The 26,059-nt window shown below is 71.2% G+C and carries 22 protein-coding genes; 11 read left to right on the forward strand and 11 right to left on the reverse strand.

The window, feature by feature from the left end:
- Positions 1-9: 9 nt before the first annotated feature.
- From ICW72_RS21075 to ICW72_RS11935, 5 genes are all read right to left on the reverse strand, one after another.
- On the reverse strand, positions 10-1,113 hold the full coding sequence (locus ICW72_RS21075) for a bifunctional GNAT family N-acetyltransferase/(deoxy)nucleoside triphosphate pyrophosphohydrolase (RefSeq protein WP_191082902.1): 1,104 nt from the start codon (positions 1,111-1,113) through the stop codon (positions 10-12).
- Between the two features lie 76 nt (positions 1,114-1,189).
- A complete protein-coding gene (locus tag ICW72_RS11920; RefSeq protein ID WP_191082903.1) occupies positions 1,190-2,377 on the reverse strand; it encodes an acyltransferase family protein in 1,188 nt (395 codons plus the stop codon).
- 155 nt (positions 2,378-2,532) lie between these two features.
- A complete protein-coding gene (gene argJ / locus ICW72_RS11925) occupies positions 2,533-3,765 on the reverse strand; it encodes a bifunctional glutamate N-acetyltransferase/amino-acid acetyltransferase ArgJ (protein WP_191082904.1) in 1,233 nt (410 codons plus the stop codon).
- Between the two features lie 5 nt (positions 3,766-3,770).
- The gene (locus tag ICW72_RS11930; RefSeq protein WP_191082905.1) at positions 3,771-4,724 is read right to left on the reverse strand and encodes a peptidylprolyl isomerase; all 954 of its coding nucleotides are present in this window, start codon (positions 4,722-4,724) and stop codon (positions 3,771-3,773) included.
- Positions 4,725-4,792: 68 nt separating this feature from the next.
- The gene (locus tag ICW72_RS11935; RefSeq protein ID WP_191082906.1) at positions 4,793-5,218 is read right to left on the reverse strand and encodes a DUF6998 domain-containing protein; all 426 of its coding nucleotides are present in this window, start codon (positions 5,216-5,218) and stop codon (positions 4,793-4,795) included.
- Positions 5,219-5,299: 81 nt separating this feature from the next.
- On the opposite strand from ICW72_RS11935, the gene cnbZ reads away from it, so the two are divergent.
- From cnbZ to ICW72_RS11955, 4 genes are all read left to right on the forward strand, one after another.
- Positions 5,300-6,052 (forward strand): 2-amino-5-chloromuconate deaminase CnbZ, encoded by a 753-nt coding sequence (gene cnbZ / locus ICW72_RS11940; RefSeq protein WP_191082907.1) that lies wholly within the window; start codon positions 5,300-5,302, stop codon positions 6,050-6,052.
- A gap of 126 nt (positions 6,053-6,178) precedes the next feature.
- Positions 6,179-8,908 carry a preprotein translocase subunit SecA gene (gene secA, locus ICW72_RS11945; RefSeq protein ID WP_191082908.1) on the forward strand — a complete coding sequence of 910 codons (2,730 nt, stop codon included), beginning with the start codon at positions 6,179-6,181 and terminating at the stop codon, positions 8,906-8,908.
- 25 nt (positions 8,909-8,933) lie between these two features.
- Positions 8,934-9,755, forward strand: coding sequence for a metal-dependent hydrolase (locus ICW72_RS11950; RefSeq protein WP_191082909.1), 822 nt, complete (start codon positions 8,934-8,936; stop codon positions 9,753-9,755).
- A 5-nt stretch (positions 9,756-9,760) separates the two neighbouring features.
- Positions 9,761-10,594, forward strand: coding sequence for a class I SAM-dependent methyltransferase (locus tag ICW72_RS11955; protein WP_191082910.1), 834 nt, complete (start codon positions 9,761-9,763; stop codon positions 10,592-10,594).
- On the opposite strand, the gene ICW72_RS11960 is transcribed toward ICW72_RS11955, so the two are convergent.
- Entirely contained in the window at positions 10,578-11,753 is a 1,176-nt protein-coding gene (locus ICW72_RS11960) for a hypothetical protein (RefSeq protein ID WP_191082911.1), read from the reverse strand. The two genes, ICW72_RS11955 and ICW72_RS11960, sit on opposite strands and share 17 nt — an antisense overlap.
- Positions 11,754-11,802: 49 nt before the next feature.
- Complete coding sequence (locus tag ICW72_RS11965) at positions 11,803-12,702, reverse strand: metal ABC transporter solute-binding protein, Zn/Mn family (RefSeq protein ID WP_223880554.1); 900 nt, start codon at positions 12,700-12,702, stop codon at positions 11,803-11,805.
- A 105-nt stretch (positions 12,703-12,807) separates the two neighbouring features.
- On the opposite strand from ICW72_RS11965, the gene ICW72_RS11970 reads away from it, so the two are divergent.
- Positions 12,808-14,106: a hypothetical protein gene (locus tag ICW72_RS11970; protein WP_191082912.1), complete on the forward strand. Its 1,299-nt coding sequence runs from the start codon at positions 12,808-12,810 to the stop codon at positions 14,104-14,106.
- Between the two features lie 84 nt (positions 14,107-14,190).
- Entirely contained in the window at positions 14,191-15,390 is a 1,200-nt protein-coding gene (locus ICW72_RS11975) for a coiled-coil domain-containing protein (RefSeq protein ID WP_191082913.1), read from the forward strand.
- 73 nt (positions 15,391-15,463) lie between these two features.
- Here ICW72_RS11975 and fdxA read toward each other — a convergent pair whose 3' ends face one another.
- From fdxA to ICW72_RS11995, 4 genes are all read right to left on the reverse strand, one after another.
- Positions 15,464-15,796, reverse strand: a complete 333-nt coding sequence (gene fdxA, locus ICW72_RS11980) for a ferredoxin FdxA (protein WP_191082914.1) — start codon at positions 15,794-15,796, stop codon at positions 15,464-15,466.
- Between the two features lie 72 nt (positions 15,797-15,868).
- The gene (locus tag ICW72_RS11985; RefSeq protein ID WP_191082915.1) at positions 15,869-16,153 is read right to left on the reverse strand and encodes an RNA-binding S4 domain-containing protein; all 285 of its coding nucleotides are present in this window, start codon (positions 16,151-16,153) and stop codon (positions 15,869-15,871) included.
- Positions 16,154-16,173: 20 nt separating this feature from the next.
- The gene (locus tag ICW72_RS11990; protein ID WP_191082916.1) at positions 16,174-19,059 is read right to left on the reverse strand and encodes a helicase-related protein; all 2,886 of its coding nucleotides are present in this window, start codon (positions 19,057-19,059) and stop codon (positions 16,174-16,176) included.
- Between the two features lie 86 nt (positions 19,060-19,145).
- Positions 19,146-20,525 carry a TIGR04086 family membrane protein gene (locus tag ICW72_RS11995; RefSeq protein ID WP_223880555.1) on the reverse strand — a complete coding sequence of 460 codons (1,380 nt, stop codon included), beginning with the start codon at positions 20,523-20,525 and terminating at the stop codon, positions 19,146-19,148.
- Between the two features lie 200 nt (positions 20,526-20,725).
- On the opposite strand from ICW72_RS11995, the gene ICW72_RS12000 reads away from it, so the two are divergent.
- From ICW72_RS12000 to ICW72_RS12020, 5 genes are all read left to right on the forward strand, one after another.
- Positions 20,726-21,877, forward strand: a complete 1,152-nt coding sequence (locus ICW72_RS12000; protein WP_223880972.1) for an MFS transporter — start codon at positions 20,726-20,728, stop codon at positions 21,875-21,877.
- 64 nt (positions 21,878-21,941) lie between these two features.
- Positions 21,942-23,456 (forward strand): replicative DNA helicase, encoded by a 1,515-nt coding sequence (locus ICW72_RS12005; protein ID WP_191082919.1) that lies wholly within the window; start codon positions 21,942-21,944, stop codon positions 23,454-23,456.
- Complete coding sequence (alr, locus tag ICW72_RS12010; RefSeq protein ID WP_191082920.1) at positions 23,456-24,499, forward strand: alanine racemase; 1,044 nt, start codon at positions 23,456-23,458, stop codon at positions 24,497-24,499. The genes ICW72_RS12005 and alr overlap by 1 nt, the downstream gene beginning before the upstream one ends.
- Positions 24,496-25,281: an MlaE family ABC transporter permease gene (locus ICW72_RS12015; protein ID WP_191082921.1), complete on the forward strand. Its 786-nt coding sequence runs from the start codon at positions 24,496-24,498 to the stop codon at positions 25,279-25,281. The genes alr and ICW72_RS12015 overlap by 4 nt, the downstream gene beginning before the upstream one ends.
- The gene (locus ICW72_RS12020) at positions 25,278-26,051 is read left to right on the forward strand and encodes an ABC transporter ATP-binding protein (protein ID WP_191082922.1); all 774 of its coding nucleotides are present in this window, start codon (positions 25,278-25,280) and stop codon (positions 26,049-26,051) included. Before ICW72_RS12015 ends, ICW72_RS12020 begins: the two co-directional genes overlap by 4 nt.
- Positions 26,052-26,059: the final 8 nt, after the last annotated feature.

Below are 26,059 nucleotides of genomic sequence, written 5' to 3' on the forward strand. Positions count from 1 at the left end.
GGGTCTCTCCTACAGGAAGTCCCGCAGCAGGGCGACGAGGGGAATGTCGGCGGGCGGCATCGGATAATCGGCGAGCTTTTGCGGGCGCACCCAGGCGAGTTGCTGGCCCTCGCGGGGGGTCACGCGCCCCTCCCATTTGCGGCAGATGTAGAGGGGCATCAGCAGATGGAATTTTTCGTAGGCGTGGCTGGCGAAGAAGAGCGGCGAGAGGCAGGCCTCGCGCGTCTCGATGCCCAGCTCCTCGCGCAATTCGCGGATGAGGGCGGCCTCGGGCGTCTCGCCCTCCGCCAGCTTGCCGCCGGGGAATTCCCAGAGGCCGGCCATGGATTTGCCCTCGGGCCGCTGGGCCAGCAGCACGCGGCCCTCCACATCCACCAGCGCGCAGGCGACGACCAGCAGGATGGGCCTGGCCGCGGGCGGCGTGAAATCCTTGGCCGCTGCCGCGGCGGGATTCTTGGCCGCTGCCGTGGCGGGATTCTTGGCCGCTGCCGCGGCGGGATTCTTGGCCGCTGCCGCGGCGGGGGGCGGCGCGGCAGGATTCCTGGCCGCTGCCGCGGCGCGGCGGCGGAAGAAGACCACCGGCATGTTGCGGTTGCGTGAGAGGAAGGGCTCCGCCCCCTGCCCTGCCGCCTCGAAGCCGATGGCGCGCAGCACGGCGTGGGAGGCGTCATTGTCGGTCAGCGCGCTGGCCTCGAATTCCGTGAGGCCCAGCACCCGCTCGCCCCATGCGCACAGCGCCGACGCGGCCTCGCGCGCGATACCCTGGCGCCAGAACTTGCGGCCGACCCAATAGCCCAGCTCCGCCGGCCCGTTCGGGCCCTGCCCCCCTTGGCCCTGCCCCCCTTGGCGCAAGGTCAGCCCCACGCAGCCCACCAATACGCCGCCCTGGGTGATGGCAAGGTGGCAGCCCGTGCCGGCCTCGATCTGCCCGCGCGTGGCCGCGATCCATTCCAGCGCCAGCCCGTCGCGATAGGGGAAGGGCACGCGGGAGAGATTGCCCGCCACGGAATAGTCATTGACCAGCCGCGTCACATCCGGCGCATCGGCGGGCTCCAGCGGGCGCAGCACCAGCCTGGCCGTCCGGATGGGAAGTTCAGCGGCGAAGGAGGCCATTGGGTCCGGGAAGTTGGTGGCGGGGCGGGAACCCTGGCGTCAGGTCCCCGGCCCCGCGGGACCGGACTCCGTCAGTTCAAGGCCTTGCGGAGGATAGACCACCCCGCGCCGGGGAGTAAGCCGCATGGCGCGCCGGCGCCGTCACCGGCAGGGGGCTGACCGCGCCCGCCAGGTACTTCACCCGCATGGCGAGGAAGGGCCGCTCGATCACGTAATAGGACAGCGCGCTGACCGCGAGGATGGCCGGCAGCAGCACCACCAGGAACTCCAGGTACCAGACGCCCCCCACCACGGGCAGTTCCCAGCCGCGCTCCATCATGCGGTGGTGCAGCATGGCGAAGGGGAAGTGCCAGACATAGAGCGAGTAGCTGATGGTGCCGAGCCAGGCGAAGGCGGCGCTGGCCTGCGCGCCCAGGCGCTGCATCGCCTCGCTCGCCGGCAGGGGCCAGCGGAAATGCAGGTAGGCCAGCAGCACGAAGCCATAGGCCGCGCCTTCCAGCAGCGGGCTGAAGGCCCAGGCGATGCTGGGGCTGTGGGGCGTGCCCTCGCCGAAATAGCCGCCGGACCACCAGACGAAGGTCATCAGCCAGCCCTGCAGGGTCAGCAGCGCGACGGCCATCCAGGCGGGATTGGCCAGCAGCCGGGGCCGCTGCCGGTGCAGCACCGCCAGCAGCATGCCCAGCACGAACTGGTCCAGCCGGCCCAGCAGCGTCCAGTAGGAGGCGTCCTGCACCGTGCCGTCCAGGAAGAAGACCAGCAGGCGCAAGGACAGGAACAGGGCCAGGATGCCCGCCAGATAGCCCAGCCCCACCCGCCGCACGAAGATCATCAGCAGGGGGAAGAGCAGGTAGAACTGGAACTCGACCATGATGGTCCAGAGATGCGGGAAGTGCGGCAGCTTCACATCGCTCAGATTGCCCAGGAAGCTGGCCAGCGCCACGAAGGACAGGGCATCCACCTGCCGCCCGAAGGCGAAGGCCGCGATGCAAACCGCCACGATGTAGAGCGGATAGATCCGCAGCAGCCGGTTCATCAGGAAGGCGCGATACTGCACCTCCCGCCCCAGGCAGATGCTGGTCAGGATGAAGCCGGTGAGCACCATGAAGAGCGCGACGCCGCCATAGCCCTCGCGCACCACCAGCAGCAGCGGGTTGTCCTGCTGCGCCAGCATCGGGTGGAAGAAGTGATAGAGCAGCACGATGAAGGCCGCGTAGAACCGCAGATGGTCCAGCCGCGGCATATAGGCGATGTTGGCGGACTGCATGCGCGATCCTCGCGGGCTTTCCGGGATGGGCCGGGTGGCGCGCGGACGCGACGCGCCACGCTCGAGCTCCCAACGCGCGGGGCCGCCGCGAGGCTGAATGAATTTTCAGAAAAGGTTGCGGCGGGAAAATGGCGGGGGGCGAACCCCGCCACAAGTCAGCTCCGGTAGGAACCGTTGATGTCGATGTAGCCGTGCGTCAAATCGCAGGTCCAGACGGTGGCCTTGCCGCGGCCGAGGCCGATATCCACCGTGATCTCGACCTCGCGGCCCTTCATGTGGGCCACCACCGGCGTCTCGTCATAGCCCGGGATCACGCCGCCCTCGCGCGCCATCCAGGTGCCGCCCACGGCCACGCTGAGCTTGTCGCGGTCGGCGGGTTCGCCGGCCTTGCCCACGGCCATGACGATGCGGCCCCAATTGGCGTCCTCGCCCGCGATGGCGGTCTTGACCAGGGGCGAGTTGGCGATGGCCATGCCGATGCGGTGCGCGGATTTCGCGCTGACGGCGCCAGTCACGTTGATGGTGATGAGCTTCTGGGCCCCCTCGCCATCGCGCGCCACCATCAGCGCCAACTCATGCAGCACCTCGTCCAGCGCGCGGGCGAAGTCGCGCAGCAGGCTGGGCGGGCTGTCGGCCGTCACGCGCGGGTGCCTGGCCTGGCCGGTGGCAAACAGGAGCACGGTGTCGGAGGTGGAGGTGTCGCTGTCCACCGTCACGCAGTTGAAGCTCTTGGCGTTGCCGCGCGTCAGCAGCTTTTGCAGCACAGGCGCGGGAATTTTCGCGTCGGTCGCGATGAAGCTCAGCATCGTCGCCATGTCGGGCGCGATCATGCCGCTGCCCTTGGCGATGCCGTTGATGGTGACCGTGGCATCCCCGATGCGCGCCGTGCGGGTGGCGGCCTTGGGGAAGGTGTCGGTGGTCATGATGGCGCGGGCGGCGGCGGCCCAGCCTTCTTCCTTCAGCCCCTCCATCACGCGCGGCAGGGCGGCCAGCAGCACATCCGTCGGCAGGCGTTCGCCGATGACGCCGGTGGAGGCGATGAAGACCTCGCGCGGCTTGCAGCCGACCAGGGCGGCGGTCTCGGCGGCCGTGCGCTCACAGGTCTCGCGGCCGGCGCGGCCGGTGAAGACGTTGCTGTTGCCGGCATTCACCACCAGGGCCCGCGCCTTGCCGCCCTTGAGCGCGGCGCGGCACCAATCCACCGGGGCGCCGGGGCATTTGTTCATGGTGAACACGCCCGCCACGGTGGTGCCCGGGGCGAAGCGGAACACCGTCATGTCCTCGCGCGCCTTGTAGCGGATGCCGGCGGCGACGGAGCCGCATTCGGCCCCGGCAAGGGTGGGCATCTCCGGCAGGGGAAGGGCCAGAGGGGAAACAGCGAGAGCCATGGGTCTTACCGGCGGGCGGGGGGTGGCGGGGGAACGGCCTGGATGGGGCCAGGGGGGGTCGCGGGGGCGGCGGGGGCCTCCACGCGCTCGATCGTGGTGGCGGCGCGCACGCGTTCGATCACGGCGTTCACCTCCTCCTCGATCATGCGCTGGCGGAGCGTGTCGCGGGCTTCCTCGAAGGCGGGGCCGCGGGTGGTGCGGCGTTCCTCGACGCGGATCACATGCCAGCCGAACTGCGTGCGCACGGGGTTGGGGCTGAGCTGGCCCGGCTGCAGCGCGAAGGCGGCATTGGCGAATTCGGGCACCATGTCGCCGCGCGCGAAGAAGCCGAGATCCCCGCCATTGCGCCCGGCGGGGTCGGTGGAGCGGCTGCGCGCCACCTCCTCGAAATTCGCCCCGCCTTGGATCTGGGTGATGATGGCGCGGGCATCGGCCTCATTGGCCACCAGGATGTGGCGGGCGCGGACCTCCTCCTGCTCGGGCGCGGCCGCCTGGTCGCGGGCGTGGCGGGCGCGCAGCGCCTCGTCGGTCAGGCGGGGCAGGACCTCGCGGCGCAGCAGGGTGTCGCGCAGCGCGTTCTCCTCGAAGGCGCGCATGCGGGCCCGGAATTCGGGGTCGTCCTGCACATTGGCGCGGCGGGCGGCGATGACCATGGCGCGGTCGGAAATCGCGCGGTCCAGAAGCTGGTTGAACACCTCGGGCGGCAGCATGGTCCGCAGCACCTGGGGCGGCACGTTGCGGAGCTCGGCCGGCATGGCCTCGGCGGCGGCGGCGATCACCTCCTCCAGCCGGATTTCCTGCCCATCCACGCGGGCGAGGACCGGGTTGGGGTCGGCGGCGGGGGCTGGGGTCGCGGCGGTGGGTGGCGCGGCGGGCGGGCGGGCCGGCGCCTGGGCATGGACGCCCGGCGCCAGGAACGTGCCGGCCAGCAGCAGGGCGGCGAGGGGGAAACGGGCCATCGGCGAAGCCTTCACAACAAGGCGCCGACAATGGCCGATGGCCCGTGCGCCCACAACCCGCCCCAGCTTCACACCCGCCCCTCGGCCAATTGCTTCAGCCGCGCCAGGCTGACCACGCGCTGGCCGTTCTTGCCCATGGGCCCCGCCGCGGCCCATGCCGGGGCGCCCGGCCCGTCATAGACCAGCTCCGCCTCGGCCGGTGAGACGACCTTCAACACCACCAGCCGCACGCAATCGGCATAGAGCGCCACGCCCCTGCCCCGGGGGCCCGTCATCTTGATCTGCACATCACCCGCCGCGTCGAAGGCATCATGGCCGGGGCGGGAGGCAGGGTAGAGGGTCAGCCCCAGTGCCTCGGCCGCCACCACCTCGCCAATCGAACCCACCAGGTGACCGTCGGGGGTGAATTTCCGGCCGGGGTAGCGCGCTTCCAACTCGGCCACCGCCTCATAGATACGGGCGACGGGCGACGGGAGCGGGATGCGACGGGTCATCTCCCTGCCTCCCCGGAATGACGGCGGCGCGCAAGGCCCGCCCCCATTGACAGCCCCGCCCCCGCGCGAAACCGTGTCCGCATGAGCACGAAAACCACGCCCGCCGGCGGCTACCGCTTCATCCCCGCCGTCTTCCAGTATTCGGGCGGCGTGGCCGCCGAGCCCGGCTTCCGGCTGGAGCGCGCCCGCTTCTCCCGCCCCGTGCCCCTGGCCGAGGGCTTCGACCGCATCGCCGCCCATCTGGACGGGCTGGGCCGCCCCCGCACGGCCTTCGCCGCCTGCGAACTCCGCAGCCCGGCCCCCTTCACCGAGGAGGGCTTCACCGCTTTCAACCGCGTCTATTTCGGCGTGCTGGAATCCTGGGGCGTGGTGGTGGACGGCCAAAACCCCGTGGCCCGCAGCAATGTCTGCCCCGAGATCGCCCCGCCGCCCGAACCCAGCTTCCACGCCTTCTCCTACACGGTGGTGGACCCTGGGGCCGCGCCCAGCTTCGTGGTGGCCGGCTCCGGCGAGGCGCGCGAGGGCGGCGCCACCTATGAGGAGAGCATCGTCGCCCCGGGCGACACCTCACCCGCCGGCATGGCGGCCAAGGCCGGCTATGTGCTGGGCGAGATGGAGCGGCGCATGACGGCCCTCGGTTTCGGCTGGGCCGACACCACCGATGTGCAGGTCTATACGGTGTTCGACTTCAGCGCCCTCTTCCTGCCGGAGATGGTGGGGCGCGGCGCGGCGCGGCACGGCATCACCTGGCAACCCTGCCGCCCGCCCGTGCGGGGGCTGGATTTCGAGATGGATTGCCGGGGCCTCGCGCGGGAAATCGTGTTGCCGGCGTAATATGGCCGCGGTTGACCCTGGGGGGCCGGGACCTATCTCTGACGCTCCCCAGGGGTGCAAGCATTCCGTGCCGCATTCCGCGCGGCCTGTGCCCGGGGACCCGCGTTCGGAGAATTGTCCCCACCCATGTTCGCCCGCCTCGTCCGCTCCATCTTCGGCTCCGCGAATGACCGCGCGCTGAAGCGCCACCAGTCGCGCATCGCCGCGATCCAAGCGTGGGAGCCCAAGCTCGCCGCCCTCTCGGACGAGGAGCTGCGGGGCAAGACGGCCGATTTCCGCGCCCGGCTGGCGCAGGGCGCGACGCTGGACGACCTTCTGGAAGAGGCCTTCGCCACGGTGCGCGAGGCGTCCAAGCGCTGCCTCGGCCTGCGGCATTTCGACGTGCAGATGATCGGCGGCATGGTCCTGCACGAGGGCAAGATCGCCGAGATGAAGACCGGCGAGGGCAAGACGCTGGTCGCCACCCTGCCCGTCTATCTGAACGCGCTGCCCGGCAAGGGCGTGCATGTCGTCACCGTGAACGACTACCTGGCCACGCGCGACAGCGATTGGATGGGCCAGCTCTACGGCTTCCTGGGGCTGACCACGGGCGTCATCGTCAACGGCCTGAGCGACGACCAGCGCCGCGCGGCCTATGCCTGCGACATCACCTACGGCACGAACAACGAGTTCGGCTTCGACTACCTCCGCGACAACATGAAGTATCGCCTGGACGAGATGGTCCAGCGGCCCTTCGCCTATGCCATCGTGGACGAGGTGGACAGCATCCTGGTGGATGAGGCGCGCACGCCCCTCATCATCTCGGGCCCCACCGACGACACCAGCGACCTCTATCGCCGCGTGGACAAGGTGATGGCGGAGTTCGTGAAGGACCCCGAGCGCTTCGAGAAGGACGAGAAGCAGCGGACCGTCAACATGACGGAAAAGGGCGGCGAGGACATCGAGCGCATGCTGGCCGAGGCCGGCGAGCTGAACGAGGGCAACCTCTATGACGCGGTGAATGTCAGCCTCGTGCACCACGTCAACCAGTCGCTGCGCGCCCATGTGCTGTTCAAGCGCGACGTCGAATATGTCGTCCGCAACGACAAGATCATCATCATCGACGAGTTCACCGGCCGCATGATGGACGGCCGCCGCTACAGCGACGGGCTGCACCAGGCGCTGGAAGCCAAGGAGAATGTGACGGTCCAGCCCGAGAACCAGACGCTGGCCTCCATCACCTTCCAGAACTATTTTCGTCTGTATCCCAAGCTGTCGGGCATGACCGGAACCGCGGCGACGGAAGCCGACGAGTTCGCCGAGATCTACAAGCTCGAAGTCGTCGAGGTCCCGACCAACGTGCCCGTGGCGCGCAAGGACGAGGATGACGAGGTCTATCGCACCGCCATGGAGAAATACGAGGCGGTGATCCGCCTCGTGGCCGAATGCCGCGCGCGCAACCAGCCCTGCCTGGTCGGCACCACCAGCATCGAGAAGAGCGAGCTGATCTCGGAGCTGCTGAAGAAGGCCGGCATCCCGCACAATGTGCTGAACGCGCGCTACCATGAACAGGAGGCGGGCATCGTCGCCCAGGCGGGCCGCCCCGGCGCCGTCACCATCGCGACGAACATGGCCGGCCGCGGCACCGACATCAAGCTCGGCGGCAATGCGGACATGCTGGCCAAGGCCGAGGTGGGCAACAATGACAGCCCCGAATACGAGGCCGCGCTGGCCCGCCACATGGCCGAGGTGGAGGCCGCGCAGCCCATCGTGAAGGCGGCTGGCGGCCTCTTCGTCATCGGCACCGAGCGGCATGAATCGCGCCGCATCGACAACCAGCTGCGCGGCCGCTCCGGCCGCCAGGGCGACCCGGGCGGCAGCCGCTTCTTCCTCTCGCTGGAAGACGACCTGATGCGCATCTTCGGCAGCGACCGCATGGGCGGGATGCTGACGAAGCTCGGCCTCAAGGAAGGCGAGGCCATCGTCCACCCCTGGATCAACAAGGCGCTGGAGAAGGCGCAGAAGAAGGTCGAGGCGCGCAACTTCGACACGCGCAAGAACCTGCTGAAATACGACGACGTGATGAACGACCAGCGGCGCGAGGTCTATGCCCAGCGCCGCGCCTACATGGAGGCCGCGGACCTCAGCGAGACCGTCGAGGACATGCGGCGCGAGACCATCCACGACATGGTCCACCGCGCCATCCCCGAGAACGCCTATGCCGAGCAGTGGGATCTGGAGGGGCTGGAAAAGCGCGTGAAGGACGTGCTGGGCCTCGACCTCCCTGTGCAGACCTGGGGCAAGGAGGAGGGCATTGACGAGGTCCAGGTGCGCGAGCGCATCGAGGCCGCCGCCGACCAGGCCGCCGCTGCCAAGGCCGCCAACCTCGGCCCCGACTTCATGCGGATGGTCGAGAAGTCGCTGCTGCTGCAGCTGTTCGACCAGGTGTGGAAGGAGCACCTGCTGAGCCTCGACCATTTGCGCCAGGGCATCGGCCTGCGCGCCTATGGCCAGCGCGACCCGCTGAACGAGTACAAGCGCGAGGCCTTCGCGCTGTTCAACAACATGCTGGAGGAGCTGCGCGAGCGCGTGACCTCCCTGCTGCTGCGCCTGGAATTCGCCCCCGACGCGCCCCCGCCCGAACCCCAGCCCGTGCGCGTGACGGACATGCGCCACCCCGCCCCGCAGGGCATGGGCGGCGACTACGAGATGGCCGAGGCCGCGCCCGCCGCCCCCTATGGTGCCGCGACGGCGGAAGCCGCCCGCCCCGCCGCCGTGGACGCGAACGATCCCACGACATGGGGCGCCACGCCGCGCAACGCGCCCTGCCCTTGCGGTTCGGGGAAGAAATACAAGCATTGTCACGGAAGGGCCTGACGCCCAGGCCCCTCAAGGAGCGCCGATGACCACGCCGGACCCTGAGATCATCCCCCGCGACCTCCGCTTCGGCGTGAAGGACCATCCGGACCCGCGCTGGCTCGGCGGCGACCAGGCGGGCAGCGCGCTGGTGGATGCCTTCGCGGTCATGCTGCCCGAGGGCGAGCGCTATTTCATCCGCGCCCTCAAGCCCTTCCTGCCCGAGGTGACGGACCCCGAGCTGCGCCAGGACATCCAGGATTTCTGCGCGCAGGAGGCGTTCCACACGCGCGAACACCTGGGCTACAACGCCGCGCTCCGCGGCCTGGGCTATGATGTGGACCGGCAGGAAGAGTCGGTGCGCTGGTTCTTCGCCCGCTTCGACACGCCGCTGGCCCGCCTCTACCTCACCTGCGCCATCGAGCACGTCACCTACGCCCTCTCCCGCATCGTGATCGAGCGGCCGGAGATCATGGACAAGGCCCACCCCGCCTATCGCCGCCTCTGGCGCTGGCACGCGCTGGAAGAGGTGGAACATTCCTCCGTCGGCCTGCGCGTGCTGCGCGCCGTCACCCCCGGCGTGCCGGGCTGGAAGCGCTACATCCTGCGCTGCGCGGCGCTGGGCATGATGCTGCCGGCCATGGTGGGCCTCGCCATGATCTCGGCGCGGCGGAACCTGCGTGCCACGGGCGGGCCCTCGGGCTGGGCGCTGTGGCGCGCCGCCCTGTTCAGTCCGGGCTGGGTGCGGCGGATGGTGCCGACCATGCTGGCCTATCTCCGCCCCGGCTATCTCGGCCGCAATGACTGCGACGCGGCGCTGGTGGCCAAGGCGCGCAACGCCCTGGATGCCGAGATGGCGGCCGCCTGACGGCGATGGCCGCGCTCGATCACATGCTGCGCGCGACCGAGCGCGGGGCCTTCCCGGGCCTGAGGCGCCGCACCTGGAAATGGGGCTACACCTTCCTCTCGCTGGTCTGGCGGAAGCCCTGGCGCTTCCTGAACTACGGCCATGTCCCGGACGGCCCGCCCTTCCCCCTGGCCGCGGCGGATGAGGCCGACCGCCCCTTCATCGGCCTCTACCACCAGGCGCTGGAGGGGCTGGACGTGGAGGGCGCGCGGGTGCTGGAGGTGGGCTGCGGCCATGGCGGCGGTGCGGCCTGGGTGGCGCGGCACTTCACGCCGGCAGCGATGGTGGCGGTGGACCGTTCGCCCGGCACGCTGTCCCGCGCGCGCAAGCTGAACGCGCCTTCCCCCAACCTCGACTACCGCATCGGCGACGCCGAGGCCCTGCCCTTCCCCGATGCCAGCTTCGACATCCTGCTGAACATCGAAAGCTCCCATTGCTACGGCAGCATGGACCGCTTCGTGGCCGAGGCCGCGCGGGTGCTGCGCCCCGGCGGGCATCTGTGCTGGGCGGACATGCGAAGCCCCGCCATGCTGCCTGCGCTGGACGCCAGCTTCGCCGCCCAGCCGCTGGAACTCCTGTCCGAGACGCGGCTGAACGCGGGGGTCCTGGCCGCTTTGGACGCGGTGGAGGAGGCCAAGGCGCGCGAAGTGTCGCGCTATGGCCTGCTGCGGCCCTTGCTGCGGGAATTCACGGGCATGCAGGGCTCGGTGCTGCGGAAGGCGCTGCGCGAGGGGCAGGTGCTCTACCTCGCGCGGCGCTATCGGAAGCTGGCTTCGGAGCCCGTCAGAAGCGCTGGGTGAAGCCCAGCCGGCTGACGAAGCCATGGGCGCTGCCGGTGCGTTCCTCGCCCGGGTTCACGGCGTATTGGTAGCCGAGGTCCACGCCGAAGCCCCAGCCGATCTCGCGGCCGACCGTCGCTTCCAGATAGCGGCGGGTGGGCACGCGGTTGGCCTCGCGCCGCCGCTCCTCGACCTGCCACACCAGGGTGGCGCGCCAGTCGCCATGGGTGGTCTGGGCGCCCAGCGTGCCGAAGCGGCGGCGCTCGCGCACGGCCAGTTCGGTGCCGTCCTCGTCAATCACCTCGATGGGACGGCCGCCGGCGTTCCGGAACTCGACGAACTCGCCAAAGAACAGGGTGCGCACCTGCGGCGTCCATTCCACGCGGAAGCGGGCGCCCAGGGCGTAGCCCCATTCGCGCGCCGCGCCATCCTTGCCCGCCCCGCGCGAGACCATGGCCGCGTGGTAGCTGAAATTGGGCAGGAAGGGCATGCGGTCGCCATCCAGGGCGATGGCGAAGTTCGTCAGCCGCCCATTGTTGCCCGCGCCGCCCTGCCGCAGGGAATTGCGGCTGTAGCGCTCGAAGCCCTCCTCGCAGCAGCGGCGCCGGGTGAACAGCGTGTTCGAGAAGGGGCTGGTGTCCAGCGTGAACAGCGCGGCGGAAATGTCATGCTCGCCAAAGCGCGCATTGGAAAGCCAGGTGTAGGTCGCGCCCACGCCGAGCGATTCGCGGATCAGATAGGCCTCATGCGCGCGGAAGCGGGCAAAGGCGCCGGGGAAGCTGTGGTGGCCATAGCCGAAGGGCGCGTTGAACTTGCCGGCCTGCAAGCGCAGCCGCTCATGGGCGCGCCAGTCGAGGAACAGGCTCTCCAGGAAAGCGGCCTGGCGGCGCAGGAAGATGTCGGTGCCATTGGGCAGCTGCTCACCGGCCGGGTCGAAGGCCAGCACGCCCTGCAGCGAGAGGGTGGGTGACAGGTGCAGCCCCGCCGCCAGCTCGCCAAAGAGGAAGCTGCTGCTGCCGCGCACCGTCCGGTCCCGCGCGCGGGGCTGCGCCAGGGTCAGCAAGCCCACATCCAGCTCGCCCGAAATCTGTGGGAAGGGGCCGACGGCCCGGTAGTCCTGCGCGGCGGCCGGCGTGGCGAGGCCGAGCAGGGCGGCCAAGCCCAGGGCGAGGCGGCGCATCACGCGGCCCCCCGCATGGCGTTGACCATCTGGGTGACATTGTGGCGCATCATGGCCTCATAGCTGGGGGCGGGTCCGTCCGCGGGGGAAAGGGCGTCGGCGTAGAGGCGTCCGCGGGGGCCACGCCCGCCTCGCGCGCCAGGCGTTCCAGCGCCGACTGGTTGCCCTGGCCCTCCAGGAAGACGGCGGTGATGTTCTCGGCGCGGACCTGCCGTATCAGGCGCGCGATGGCGGCGGCGGAGGGCTCGGCCTCCGCGCTGACGCCCTGGGCGGCCAGGAAGGTCACGCCATAGGCGGCGCCGAAATAGCCGAAGGCGTCATGGGTGGTCAGCACCTTGCGCCGTTCGGCCGGCACGGTGGCGAGCTGCGCGCGGATCCAGGAATCCAGCGCCTGCAGCCGCTGGAGATAGGCGGCGGCGGCGGCGCGGTGCGCCTCGGCCGCGCCGGGCTGCACCCGCGCGAGGCCCTCGGTGATGTTGCGGACATAGTGCTGGGCCAGGGCCACGTCCTGCCAGGCATGGGGGTCGGCCACGCGGCGCGGGCCCACGCTGTGCTGCGTGCGCCGCCCCGCGCCGCCATGGTCGTGGTCGTGATGCGCCTCCATGCCGCGCGGCGTGATGCCCTCGGTCGCCGTCACCACCGGCACGGGCGGGCCTTCCGCCGCGGCGCGGGCGAGCCGGTCGAACCAGGGGTCGAAGCCCAGCCCGTTGCGGACCAGCAGCGCGGCGCCGCGCAGGGCCAGGGCGTCGCTCGGGCGGGGCTCGAAATGATGGGCATCCACCCCCGGCCCGGCCGTGACGCGCAGGGTGACGCGATCGCCCGCCACCTGGCGCACCAGGTCGCCCAGGATGGAGAAGGAGGCGCCCACCAGGGGCGGGGCCTGGGCCGCGGCGCCCCTGGCAGCGAGGGCGAGGAAGGGGAGGGCGAGGAGGGTTCGGCGCTGGGTCATGTTATGTCATAACGTTACATCTGCGCGACGAGGCCGCAAGAGGGGCCATCCCCTTGCGATGCGTCGCGTCGCACCGCACCCTCCCGGCCCGAACCGGAGGACTCCATGCGCCGCGCCGCACTCACCCTGTGTCTCGCCATCGCCGGACTGCCCGCCCTCGCCGCCAGCCCCGCCCCCTGCCCGACCGGCCTGCCCGAGGGCGTCACCTGCCACCGCGCCCAGGACGCGAACGGCGCCCATGTGCTGATCGCGCGGCCGGCGCAGGCGCATGGCGGGCTGGTGGTCCACACCTATGGCGGGCCGCGCCTCGCGCCGATCCGGCCCGAGACCACGGACGAGGATATCCGCCGCTTCAGCGAATTCCTGGCCGAGGGCTGGTCCTGGGTTTCCACCTCCCGCCGCCGCCCGGGCTTCGGCGTCGCCATGGGCGCGGAGGACACCGAGAATGCCCGCCGCCTCTATGTCGCGGCCTTCGGCCAGCCCCGCGTCACCATCGCGCATGGGCAGTCCTGGGGTGCCAACATCACCGCCGCCCTGATCGAACGGCACAACGCCCCCGGCCCCGACGGACGCCGCCCCTATGACGCGGCGCTGCTGACCTCGGGCGTGCTGGCGGGCGGGACGCGGGCCTATGACATGCGGGTGGATCTGCGCGCGGCCTTCCAGGCCATCTGCGGCACCCACCCCCGGCCGGAGGAGGCGCAATACACCCTCACCCTCGGCCTGCCCCCGGGTGCGAGCATGACGCGGGCCGAGGTGCTGTCCCGGCTGACCGACTGCACCGGCATCGGCGCCCCCACCCGCACCGAGGCGCAGGCCCGCGCGGCGGCCGACCTGGTGGCCGCCACCGGCATTCCGGAGGCCGCCATGCCCGGCCATTTCGCCTGGGCCACCTTCACCTTCCGCGACATCGCCCAGAACCTCACGGGCGGGCGCAACGCCTTCGGCAATGCCGGCGTGCGCTATCGCGGCACCTCGGATGACGAGGGGCTGAACGCGCGCATCCCGCGCATCACGCCCGACCCGGAGGCCGCCGCCATCCTGGCCGCCGATGCCGATCTGACGGGCCGTTTCGAGATCCCGGTGCTGACGCTGCACGGCATCCGCGACGCGGTGGCCTATGTGGAGCACCAGTCGGCCTTCGCCGCCACGGTGGAGGCGGCGGGCAATTCCGCGCGCCTCGTGCAGGTCTTCGTGAACGAGGCCGCGCATTCCAAGATGTCGAGCCCGCTCTACCCCGCCGCACTGGCCGCGCTGGCGGAATGGGCCGGCGGCGGCGCGCGGCCCGACGCGGCGGCGGTGCAGGCGCGCTGCGAGGCGCTGAGCGCGCGCTTCACCGGCCCCTGCCGCATTGACCCGGAATTCCGCCCCGCGCCCTGGGACAGCCGCGTGAACCCGCGCTGAACCCACATGGACGAAGCCCGCGAAGCCTGCTTCCCTGTTGCGAATCGCCCGCGGGCCGGGCGGAGCGACAAAAGGGGCTCTGGGATGACGGGATCGAGGAAGGGCGCATTCGCGCTCGCGGCATGTGTCACGGCCTTCGGCTGGGCGGCGGCGCCCGCGCTGGCGCAAGGCCAGGGCGACTATGACGGGCGTTGGCGCTTCGAGATGACCTGCGGGCCCAACCTGCTGTCCGGCCAGGCGGGCTATGTGCAGCGCTTCGAGGCCAGCCTGGCCAACGGCGCCTTCAACCATGTGCGGCGCATCCGCGGCGCCTCCGGCACGCAGACCGACAGCTGGACGGGCCAGGTTTCCGGCAACCGCATGGAAGTGACGGTGGCCAGCGAACTCGGCAATGCGCGCTGGAGCACGCGCCTGGCCGGCGATGCCGCTTCCGAACGCCGCTTCGACCTGTCGGGCGGCCTCTTCCTGGCCGATGACCGCCGGGCACGCGAATGCAACATGACCGCGACGCAGCTTCGCGCCGCGCCGGGCAGCCTGGCCGCCACCGCCCCGGCCCGCGCGCAGGCCGAGTCGCGCGCGGCGCTGGACGCCGCCCAGGCCCAGGCCGAAGCCGCCCGCGCCGAGGCCGATGCGCTTCGCACCGACCTCGACATGGCGCGCTTCGAGGGCGCGGCCATCCGCGATGAGCTGACGCGTCAGGCCGCCGCCCTGGCCGAGGCCAACCAGCGCGCCACCCAGGCCGAGCAGGCCCTCGCCGCCGCCCGCGCCGAGACCACGCAGGCCCGCCAGGCCGCCACCGAGGCCAGCGCCCGCGCCGAGGCCACCCAGCGTGAGCTGGCCACCCTCCGCACCCAGGCGACGGAGCGCCAGCAGGCCGCCACCCAGGCCGAGCAGGCACTCGCCGCGGCCCGCGCCGAGACGACGCAGGCCCGTCAGGCCGCCACCGAAGCCACCACCCGCGCCGAGGCCACCCAGCGCGAGCTGGCCACCCTCCGCACCCAGGCGACGGAGCGGCAGCAGGCCGCCACCCAGGCGACCCAGCGCGCCACCCAGGCCGAACAGGCCCTCGCCACCGCCCAGCGCGAGCTGACGGCCGCCCGCGCCCAGGCCACGGAACAGCAGCAGGCCGCCGCGCAGGCCACGCAGCGCGCCGCCCAGGCCGAGCAGGCGCTGGCCACGGCCCGCAACGAGCTGGAACAGGCCCGCCGCAACGCCCAGCCGGCCCAGCCCGCGCAACCGGCCCAGCCGGCGCAACCCGCGCCGCCGGCCCAGCCCCGCCAGTAAAGGCGGGGAACGCGAAAAGGGGCGGGGTGCTCGCGCGCCCCGCCCCTTTTTCGTGCCGTGAAGGCCGCGCCGGCTACGGCTTGCCCGGATTGGGGCTCAGCAGTTCCTTCTTGCCGGGCTTGTCCTTCCACTCATCCGCGTCTTCCGGCGCCTCGCCCTTGCGGGTGATGTTTGGCCAGGATTGCGCGAAGTTGCGGTTGATCTCGACCCAGGCCGTCGCCTTGTCGTCGCTGTCGGGCAGGATGGCCTCGGCCGGGCATTCCGGTTCGCAGACGCCGCAATCAATGCATTCGTCCGGATGGATCACCAGCATGTTCTCGCCGACATAGAAGCAGTCCACCGGACAGACTTCCACGCAGTCCATGTACTTGCACTTGATGCAATTCTCGGTGACGACATAGGTCACGAAGGCACTCCCGGCGGGTCGGATGACGCGCAGAATTGGACCCTGGCGCGCGGTCTGGCAAGGCTTCGCGCGTCATTGTTCCGCTTGCGCGACATCCTCGTAGAGGGTGCGGGCCTCGGCCGGCGGGCCGCGCCTTTCGCCCAGCGCCAGGACGCGCCAGACCCGCACCTCCTCCCGCCAGAGATAGGTCAGCACATCGCCCTGGCGGATGCGCGCATGGGCCTTGGTCACCGGCTGGCGGTTGAGGCGGAAGCCGCCCCCCTCGATCAGCCGGGCGCATTCCCCCTTGGTCTTGGCCAGCCGCGCATGCCAGAGCCAGGTGTCGAGCCGCAGGAAGGGCGCGCCACCTTCGGCCATGGACTACTTCAGCTTGAGCTTCAGCAGGGCGGCGAAGGGGCTGTCCTCGGCCTTGGCGGCGGGGCGGTCCTCGAAGAAGGTCCGCGTCTCGGGGCCGCCCGGGCCGCGGTCCCGGTCGCGCGGGGGCCGTCGCGGCGGGGGCGGTCGGGGCGCGGGCCGTCCTTCCGGGGGCCGTCATGGCGCTGGCCTTCGTGGCGGGGCCGGTCGGGGCGGCGGTCGCCGCGCGGGCCGTCCTGCCTTTGCCCCTCTGGGCGTTGGCCTTCGGGACGCTGGCCCTCGGGGCGGGGCGCTTCGCCACCCTCGGGGCGCGGGCCGCGCGGACCCTTGGGGAATTCGCGGCGCTGGCGGGCGGGGCGCGGGGCCTCGCCCTCGGCGGCGGGGGCGCCCTCGCCGGCCGGCGCACCGTCGCGGCGCGGGCCGCGGCCGCGCTGGTCCGGGCGGCCACGGTTGCCCTCGCGCCGGGGCGGGCGCTCGGGCCGCGCCCAGGCGACCATGGTGGGCGCGGGCGGGCCTTCCACCCCTTCCTCCAGCGGCACGCTCTCGATCAGGCGGAAACCCAAGCCCGCCAATACGGGGCCAAGCATCTCGCCGCGGATGCCGAAGCGACCCAAAGTCTCGGGCGGCAGGGGGGCGGGGGCGCGGCGCGTCAGGTAGCCGAGTTCGGCGGCCACGCGCTCCGCCACATCCAGGCGCACCAGCACCGGGCCGGCCGGCACCCAGCCCATGATCTCGGCGAAGCCGGGCGGCCATTGCAACGCCATCACGCCATCCGCCGGAATAGAGACGAGGCCCGGCGCGGGCAGCGGCGGCGTCGGGATGTCATGGCTCAGCGCCCAGAGCTGCGCGCGCAGCCCCATGGGGCGCGGCTTCAGCGCCTCCGGCACATAGAGGGCGAAGCGCCCGGCACGGATGCCGATGGCCTTGAGCTTGGCCCGCACCTCCTGCCCGATGTTGTTCCGCGTGTCGCCGGGCTTGAGGCCCAGCGTCTCGCGCAGCTGGAAGGCGGGGCCGCGCAGCGTGTTGTCCTCGGCGGCCTTGGTCTCCACCGTGGTCAGCGCCGCGAGGTCCTTGGCCAGCACGCCCTCGATGAAGGCCGCGAGCTTGACCCGCACCCGCTCCCGCTGCGCGCCGTCCAGGTATTCGGAGGCGTTCACCTCGATCAGCGGCTTGCCCGGCTCGCTGCCCATCTTGAGGCGCGCGATCTCGGCGCCGTCCCAGGTGACGCGGTGCTCGGGGGTCAGGGCGAAGGCCTCGGGCTTGGCCACTTCCAGCGCGGCCAGGCGGCGCGGCATCTCCTGCGCCAGCGCGCGGCGGGCGGCGCGGAGGACGAGCTTCTTCTCCTCCTCGCCCCCCTCGCCTTGTTCGGGGATGAAGTCGAAGCCCTGGATGCGGCCGACCTTGTGGCCTTCCACCACCACCTCGCCCTGGCGGTTGACGGCGCTGAGCACGTCCTCGGCCGTGTCGTCCAGGCGGCGGATCAGGTGGGCGGCGCGGCGGTCCACGAAGCGGGCGGTCAGGCGCTCGTGCAGGGCGTCGCTGACCAGGTCCTCGGCGGCGCGGGCGGCCTCCTGCTGGGCGGCGGCGTCGCGCACCCAGTCGGCGCGGGCGGCGACATAGGCCCAGACGCGGATGTGCGAGAGGCGGGCCATCAGCGTGTCGAGGTCGCCCTCGATGTTGCGGCAGGCGGCGATCTGCGACGCGATCCAGTCCGACGGCAGCGCGCCATCCTCCACCAGATGGGTGAAGATGCGGGCGCAGAGGCGCGTGTGGCTGTCATCCGCCAGCTTGCGGAAATCGGGCACCTGGCAGGTCTCCCACAGCAGCGCGATGCGCGTGCGGGAGGAGGCGAGGCGACGAATCTCGGCCTCACGCGCCAGATGGTTCAGCGTGATGTGGTCGGTCGCGTCGTTGCCCTTGGTCAGGCCGGGCTGGGGCGGGGGGGCGCCCAGGCTGTCCAGCAGCCCGTCCAGGCTGGTGAAGTCGAGATTGCTGTTGCGCCAGGCCAGCGCCTGCAACGGCTCGAAATTGTGGTTCTCGATCTTCTCGATCATCTCCTCCGGCAGCGGCGGGCATTCGCCCGTCACGCCGAAGCTGCCGTCGCGCATGCCGCGGCCCGCGCGGCCGGCGATCTGCGCGGCCTCCTGCGGCGTCAGCATCCGGGGCGCGTGGCCGTCGAACTTTTGCAGATTGGCGAAGGCCACATGGTCCACATCCATGTTCAGCCCCATGCCGATGGCGTCCGTCGCCACCAGGAAGTCCACCTCGCGGTCCTGGTACATCTTGACCTGGGCGTTGCGGGTGCGCGGGGACAGGCGGCCCATCACCACGGCGCAGCCGCCGCGCCGGCGGCGGATGGCCTCCGCGATGGCATAGACCTCGGCTGCGCTGAAGGCGACGACGGCGCTGCGCGGCGGCAGCTTGGTCAGCTTCGCGGGTCCGGTGTGGGTCAGCTGCGACAGGCGCGGCCGCGTCTCGATCTCCACCTGCGGGACGAGGCGTTGCAGCAGGGGGCGGATGGTCTCCGCGCCCATGAACATGGTTTCCACCAGGCCGCGCGCGTGCAGCAGCCGGTCGGTGAAGATGTGCCCGCGGTCCGGGTCGGCGCAGAGCTGGATCTCGTCCACCGCCAGGAATTCCGCGCGGCGGTCCAGCGGCATGGCCTCCACCGTGCAGGCGAACCACTTGGCCTCGGGCGGGATGATCTTTTCCTCGCCGGTGATGAGGGCGACGTGCTTCTCGCCCTTGGCGGCCACCATGCGGTCATAGTTCTCGCGCGCCAGCAGGCGCAGCGGGAAGCCGATGATGCCCGAGGCGTGGGCAAGCAGACGCTCCATGGCCAGATGCGTCTTGCCCGTGTTGGTGGGGCCGAGGATCGCTTTCACGCGGGGATCGAACATGTGAGCCATGGTTCCGGACGCTATCCCGGTCGTTATGGCGCATGCGGCGGTGATTGCAATGCGGAGCCGCCCGGGGAGTGCCGGAAGCCGGCCGATCAGCCGCCCGTCTCGCCGGGGCGGTTCGGGGCGGGGCCGGGCGGTTGTGCCGGGGCGCGGGGACCGCCGCCCTGATCCGATGGCCGCTCGGCCTTCTTGCCTTCCTCCTTGCCGGCGCCCTGTTCCCGCCCCTCCCGCGGTTGGGGCTTGCCCGCCGGCGCGCCATTGCCCTTGCCATCCGCGGTCCGCGCGCCGCCGGAGGGGGGTGGATTTTCCGACCCGGCCCCGGTGTTCGCTCCGCCAGCGGCGGGCGGCGCCCCAGGCCCGAGCTTGCCCACCAATTCGCGCGAGCGGGAGAACAGCACCTCGGGCAACAGGCGCTCGCTGATGCCGAGCAGCGCGCCCACCAGCACGGCCGCGGGGAGGTTGGCGAGCACCTTCGACGTGGAGAGGCTGCCATCCGACGTGCCGAAGGACACGATCACGACGCCCTTGTGCAACAGCAGGATGACGAGCATGCCCAGCCCCAGCAGGATCGCCGCCCGAACCCAGGTGTCGAAGGTCTCGGCGAAAATGCTCTCCAGGGTCACGACATTCCGCGCACGCAACCGCTCGGCGGCCGAAAGCCAGGCGCCCAGGAACAGGGATGCGATGGAGATGGAAAAGAAGGAGACGGTCATGTGCAGCGGCCGCGTGTACCTCTCGCCAAACCCGAAGACCAAATCCCAGAACAGGAAGAACAGAAAGGCGGCAATGGCGAAGCAGAGCGCGGTGATGATGTAGGCCTCGGCGAGATCGGCCAGATAGGCACGGCGGGCGGCCGGACCATGGTCGTCGGCCGCATCCGTCAACGCCTGGTCCAGGAGGCGCCCGGCCAGGTCCACGCGCGGTTCGCGTGTGTCACCATGGTCCGGAAAGGCGATGCGGCCCGCGCGCAGGATCTGGTCGCGCACCACGCGCAGGCTCTCGGCGCGCACGGCATCCGCCTCGGCCGCGCCAGGGTCCTGGTCCCGGGCCGGGCTTTCCGTCGGGGCGCCGGGCGCCAGCGCGCGATGCAGCCTCGCTGGGAGGCTGGCCAGCCACTCCCAGGGGCGCGGGCCCCGCGGAGGCCGTGGCGTGTGCAGCTTGCGGACCAGACGCATCGCGGCGGTGAGCCGGAACTGGAAATCAAGCTGCTCCGGCCCGGCGGTCCGCGGCACCTTCACGACGATGTCGTCGTCGCCCAGAGGCGTCACATAAGGCGCGTTGAAGGTCGCGGCGAAGAGTGAGAGGCCTTGCTGGGGTGCCGGGTGCTCGTCCGCCAGCCCGATCTCGGCGATCTCACGCAGCAGCCTGCGTTCCCCGGCGGCGGTGTTGTCGGTGCGCGCCGCGAGTTCACCGAGCTGCGACGTGATGAAGCGCGCCAGCTCCGTCGCGCGCCCGAGGATGCCGGGCGGCATGTTCGCGGGCGGAGGCACAACCTCCTCCAACCGGAAGCCATCCCTTGCCCCCCAGGGTCATCTTTGATCAGGTGCGTGGCAGGCATCCTTCGCCTCCTTTCGCGCCGCGGGCGTTGCGGGCATGAGCAAGCTGAGCGCCGGCGAAATGACCGCCAGGACCATCGGCCATCGGCCATCGGAGAAAGAGCTTTGTGCGAATGATGCTGAAGGGGCGGGCGCCAACAGGTCAATTAAAAGTTGCTGCCCCCAGGCGCTTCGCGCTCCTTTTCGGCGCCCAGTTCCTGGGCTTTGGCGCCATGCTGCCCTTCCTGCCGGCCATCCTGACGGATGGCGGGCTGACGCCGGAGCAGATCGGCACCGTGCTGGCGGCGGGAGCCATGGTGCGGCTGGTGGCCGGCCCGCTCTCGGGGCGGCTGGCGGACCAGGTGGCGGATATGCGCCGCCTGCTGGCGCTGACCTGCCTGCTGGCGGCGCTGGCGGCGGTGGGGTTCGGGCTGTTGGCCGGCTTCGTGCTGCTGCTGGCGGTGCAGATCCTGCACAGCGCGGCGGCCGCGCCCATCATTCCCCTCTCGGACAGCCAGGCGGCCGGGGCGGTGCGGGCGGGGGGCTTCGACTATGCGCGGGTGCGGGCCTGGGGTTCCATCACCTTCATCCTGGGCGCGGTGGCGGCGGGGCAGGCGACGGAATGGGCCGGGCCACGCGCGGTGGCCTGGATTCTGGCCGGCGCGATGGTGCTGACGGCGCTCTCCGCCCTCGCCCTGCCGCCGCCGGGGCCGCGGCGGGCGGGGCCCCGCGGCGGGCTCTGGGCGCCGCTGCGTGAACCCCTGTTCCGGCGCGTGCTGCTGGTCTCGGCCCTGATCCAGGCGAGCCACGCGGCCTATTACGGCTTCTCGACGTTGCATTGGCAGGCCATGGGGCTTTCGGCGGGCTTCATCGGGGTGCTGTGGGGCGTGGGCGTGGTGGCGGAGGTGCTGCTGTTCCTGCGCGGCGGCCGCATCGTGGACCTTCTGGGGCTGCGCGCCCTGGTGGCCATCGCCGCCGGGGCGGGGGTGCTGCGCTGGGGGCTGACGGCGCTGACGGCCGACCCCATCGCCCTGCTGCTGCTGCAAACCCTGCACGCCGCCACCTTCGGCGTGATGCACCTGGCCGCCATGCGCGCCATGATCCGCCTGCCGGCGGAGTTGATGGGCCGCGCGCAGAGTCTGCTCGCCGCGGGGGTCAGCGCCACCATGGGGCTGGTCATGTGGCTGTCCGGGCAGGTTTTCGCGGCGCTGGGCGGCCTGGTTTTCATGGCCATGGCGGCGATGTGCGCCGCCGCGCTGCTGGCGGTGGTGACATGGCGGCGGGATTGATCCCCGTTATCCACAGCTGTCCACAGATGCGGGACTCGGGCGGAAGAGGATACCCTTGGCACGCATGAACAATATTCCTCCGCGTGGATCAGCGCCCCAAGACGCGGGCGGCTTCGGCATGGGTGTCCGCCTGCCCCCGGCCAACCTGGAGGCCGAGCAGGCGCTGCTGGGCGCTCTGCTGGCCAACAACAAGGCCTATGAGCGCGTCGCGGAATTCCTGGAGCCCGCGCATTTCGCCGACGCCGTGCATGGCCGCATCTACGCCGCCATCGCCAGGCGCGTGGAGAACGGGCAGCTGGCCGATGCGGTGACGCTGCGCAATGTCTTCGAGCATTCGGGCGAACTGGCGGAGGTGGGTGGCCCGGCCTACCTGGCGCAGCTGCTCTCGGCCATGGTCGGCATCGTCAACGCGGGCGAATATGGCCGGCTGATCCATGATTGCTGGCTGCGGCGCGAACTCGTGGACCTGGGCGAACAGGTGGTGAACCGCGCCTTCGGCACCGACCCCGACGAGGACCTCCCCGGCAAGGACCAGATCGAGGCCGCGGAACAGCGCCTCTTCGAACTCGCCACCGAGAAGGCGACCGAAGGCGGCGCCATCAGCTTCGAACGCGCCATGGCGCACGCGATCGAGACCGCCAACGCCGCCATGCAGCGCGGTGGCGGCGTCTCGGGCCTGCCGAGCGGCCTGCGGGACTTCGACGCCAAGACGGGTGGGCTCCACCCTTCGGATTTGCTGGTGCTGGCGGGACGCCCCGGCATGGGCAAGACCGCGCTGGCCACCAAGATCGCCTTCGGCGCGGCCAAGGCGGTGCTGGCCGAGACGACAGGCGCCAAGGTGCCGGCCGTCGTCATCTTCTCGCTGGAAATGAGCGCGGACCAGCTGGCCAACCGCCTTCTCTCCGAAGCGAGCCGCATCCCCGGCGACCGCATCCGCCGCGGCGAGATCAGCCAGCGGGAGTTCGACAATTTCGTCGCGGTCAGCCGGGAGCTGGCCACGCTGCCCATCATGATCGACGACACGCCGGCCATCACGCTCTCGGCGCTGCGGACGCGCTGCCGGCGCATCGCGCGCACGCGGGGGCTGAAGATGGTGGTGGTGGACTATCTCCAGCTCATGCGGCCTTCCGTGGGCACGCGGCCGGAATCGCGCGTGCTGGAAATCTCCATGATCACCCAGGGGCTGAAGGCCATCGCGAAGGAGCTGGCGGTGCCGGTCATGGCGCTTTCCCAGCTCTCGCGCGCGGTGGAGCAGCGCGAGGACAAGCGGCCCATGCTGTCGGACCTCCGTGAATCCGGCTCGATCGAGCAGGACGCGGATGCCGTGATGTTCGTCTATCGCGACGACTACTACCTGAAGCAGCGCGAGCCCAAGATCGCGGCCTTCCCGGATGAGGGGAAGTTCCAGCAGGCCATGGAACGCTGGCAGGCCGACATGGAACGCGCCCACAACCGCGCCGACCTCATCCTGGCCAAGCAGCGCCACGGGCCCACCGGCACCATCCCGCTCTTCTTCGAGCCGGAATTCACCCGCTTCGGGGACCTCGACACGGTGCATGCGCCGCAATACGGGGACTGATGGAACAAGGCCTGCTGACGGTGGAACTCGGCGCGGTGGTGCGGAACTGGCGCCGCCTGTGCGAACGCCACGCCCCCGGCGCCGTCGCCGCCGTGGTGAAGGCCGATGGCTATGGGCTGGGCGCCGTGCCCGTGGCCCAGGCCCTGCACGCCGCCGGCTGCGCGCATTTCTTCGTGGCCCACCCCGCCGAGGGCGAGGCGGTGCGCGATGCCATCGGCCCTGGCCCCATGGTGGCGGTGCTGAACGGCTTCGCCCCCGGCGCCCATCCGCGCCTCACGCCCGTGCTGAACAGCCTGGCCGACCTGCGCGCCCATGCGGGCGGGGAAGGCCTGTTGCACTTGGATACAGGCATGTCGCGCCTCGGCCTCGATGCGTCGGAGCTGGACGCGCTGGCCGCCGACCCCACGCCGCTGGCCGCTGTCCGCCTGCGCTATGTCATGACGCACCTGGCCTGCGCGGACGAAGCCTCCCATCCTCTCAATGGGTTGCAGGCCCAGCGCTTCGCCACCGCCTGCGCCCGGCTGCCGACCCTGCCCCGCAGCCTGGCCAATTCCTCCGGCCTCTTCCTGGGGGCGCAATTCGTCAGCGACCTGGCACGGCCGGGTTGCGCCCTCTATGGCATCAACCCTATCCCTGGGCAGCCGAACCCCATGGAAGCCGTTGTTCGGCTGGAGGTACCCATCTTGCAGCTGCGCGACATCCCCGCGGGGGCCACGGTGGGCTATGGCGCCGGCTGGACGGCCCCGCGCCCCACCCGCATCGCCACCGTGGCGCTCGGCTATGCCGATGGGTGGTTGCGCGCGCAGTCGGGCCAGGGCTTCGGGCTGCTGCATGGACGGCGCGCGCCGCTGGTGGGCCGCGTCTCCATGGACCTCACCACCTATGACGTGACCGATATCCCCGCGGCGCGCGTGGGCGAGACGGTCGAGGTGCTGGGCCCCGCGCAGGATGCCGATGCGGTGGCCGCACTCGCCGGCACCATCGGCTATGAGGTGCTGACCTCGCTTGGCGCGCGCTACGCACGGCGTTACCTGCCCGCATGACCGCACCCCTCGACATCGTGGCCGGGCTCGGCCGCGCCGTGATGGGCGCCAGCGCGCAGGTGGGCGCGCTGGTGCTCTTCGCCGCCAACGCCCTGGCCCAGCTGTTCCGCCCGCCCTATGGGCCGCGGCAATTCCTGCGGCATTTCGTCGAGATCGGCTATTTCTCCCTGCCCGTGGTGGCGCTGACGGCGCTGTTCACCGGCATGGTGCTGGCGCTGCAGACCTACACCGGCTTCGCCCGCTTCAACGCGGAAAGTGCCGTGGCCTCGGTGGTCGTGCTCTCGGTCACGCGCGAATTGGGGCCTGTCATCACCGGGCTGATCGTGGCCGGGCGCGTGGGCGCGGCGATGGCGGCCGAGATCGGCACCATGCGCGTCACCGACCAGATCGACGCGCTGCGGACCCTCTCGACCGAGCCCATGAAATACCTGGTGGCCCCGCGCCTGCTGGCCGGCACGCTCGCCATGCCGCTGCTGGTGCTGGTGGCCGACATACTGGGCGTGATGGGCGGCTTCCTGGTCGCCACCACCAAGCTCGGCTTCGCGCCGCAAAGCTACCTGACCAGCAGCTGGGACGTGCTGGAGGTGATGGATGTGGGCAGCGGGCTGATCAAGGCCGCCGTCTTCGGCTTCCTCATCACGCTGATGGGGTGCTGGTTCGGCTACCAGAGCCAGGGCGGCGCGCAGGGCGTGGGCAAGGCGACCACCAAGGCGGTGGTGGCGGCCTCCATCCTGATCCTGGCCTTCGACTATGTGCTGACCGAGGCGTTCTTCTCCCGGTGAGCGCGAACCTCAAGATCCGGCTGCGGGGCCTCAGGAAGTCCTTCGGCGAGAAGGTGGTGCTGGACGGCGTGGACCTCGATGTCGAGGCCCGGCATTCCATGGTGCTGCTGGGCGGCTCGGGCTCGGGCAAGTCCGTCACCATCAAGTGCATCCTGGGGCTGATCCCGCCCGATGACGGCGTGGTGGAGATTGACGGGCGCGACGTGACGCGCCTCTCCCGCCGCGACCGCGCCGAACTGCTCGACCGCACGGGGATGCTGTTCCAGAACGGCGCGCTGTTCGACAGCCTGCCCGTCTGGGAAAACGTCTGCTTCAAGCTGCTGGCGCAGAACCGCATCACCCGCCGCGCCGCGCGCGACCGCGCGGCCGAGGTGCTGGCGCAGGTGGGGCTGGCGGCCAGCGTGGGGGATCTCTCGCCCTCCGAGCTCTCGGGCGGCATGCAGAAGCGCGTGGCCCTGGCGCGCGCCATCGCCTCCAAGCCCGACATCATCTTCTTCGACGAGCCCACCACCGGCCTCGACCCCATCATGGGCGCGGTGATTGACGGGCTGATCGTGGATTGCGTGGAGAAGCTGGGCGCCACCGCCTTTTCCATCACGCATGACATGGCCAGCGCGCGCCGGATCGGCGACCATGCGGCCATGATCCACAAGGGCCGCATCGTCTGGGCGGGCCATGCCGAGGCGCTGGGCCACACGGGCAACGCCATGGTGGACCAGTTCGCCAATGGCGAGCGCGAGGGGCCGATCCAGATGGAGCTGCGGCGGTAACGGAGGGC

It is taken from the genome of Roseococcus microcysteis (assembly GCF_014764365.1).
Lineage (GTDB): Bacteria > Pseudomonadota > Alphaproteobacteria > Acetobacterales > Acetobacteraceae > Roseococcus > Roseococcus microcysteis.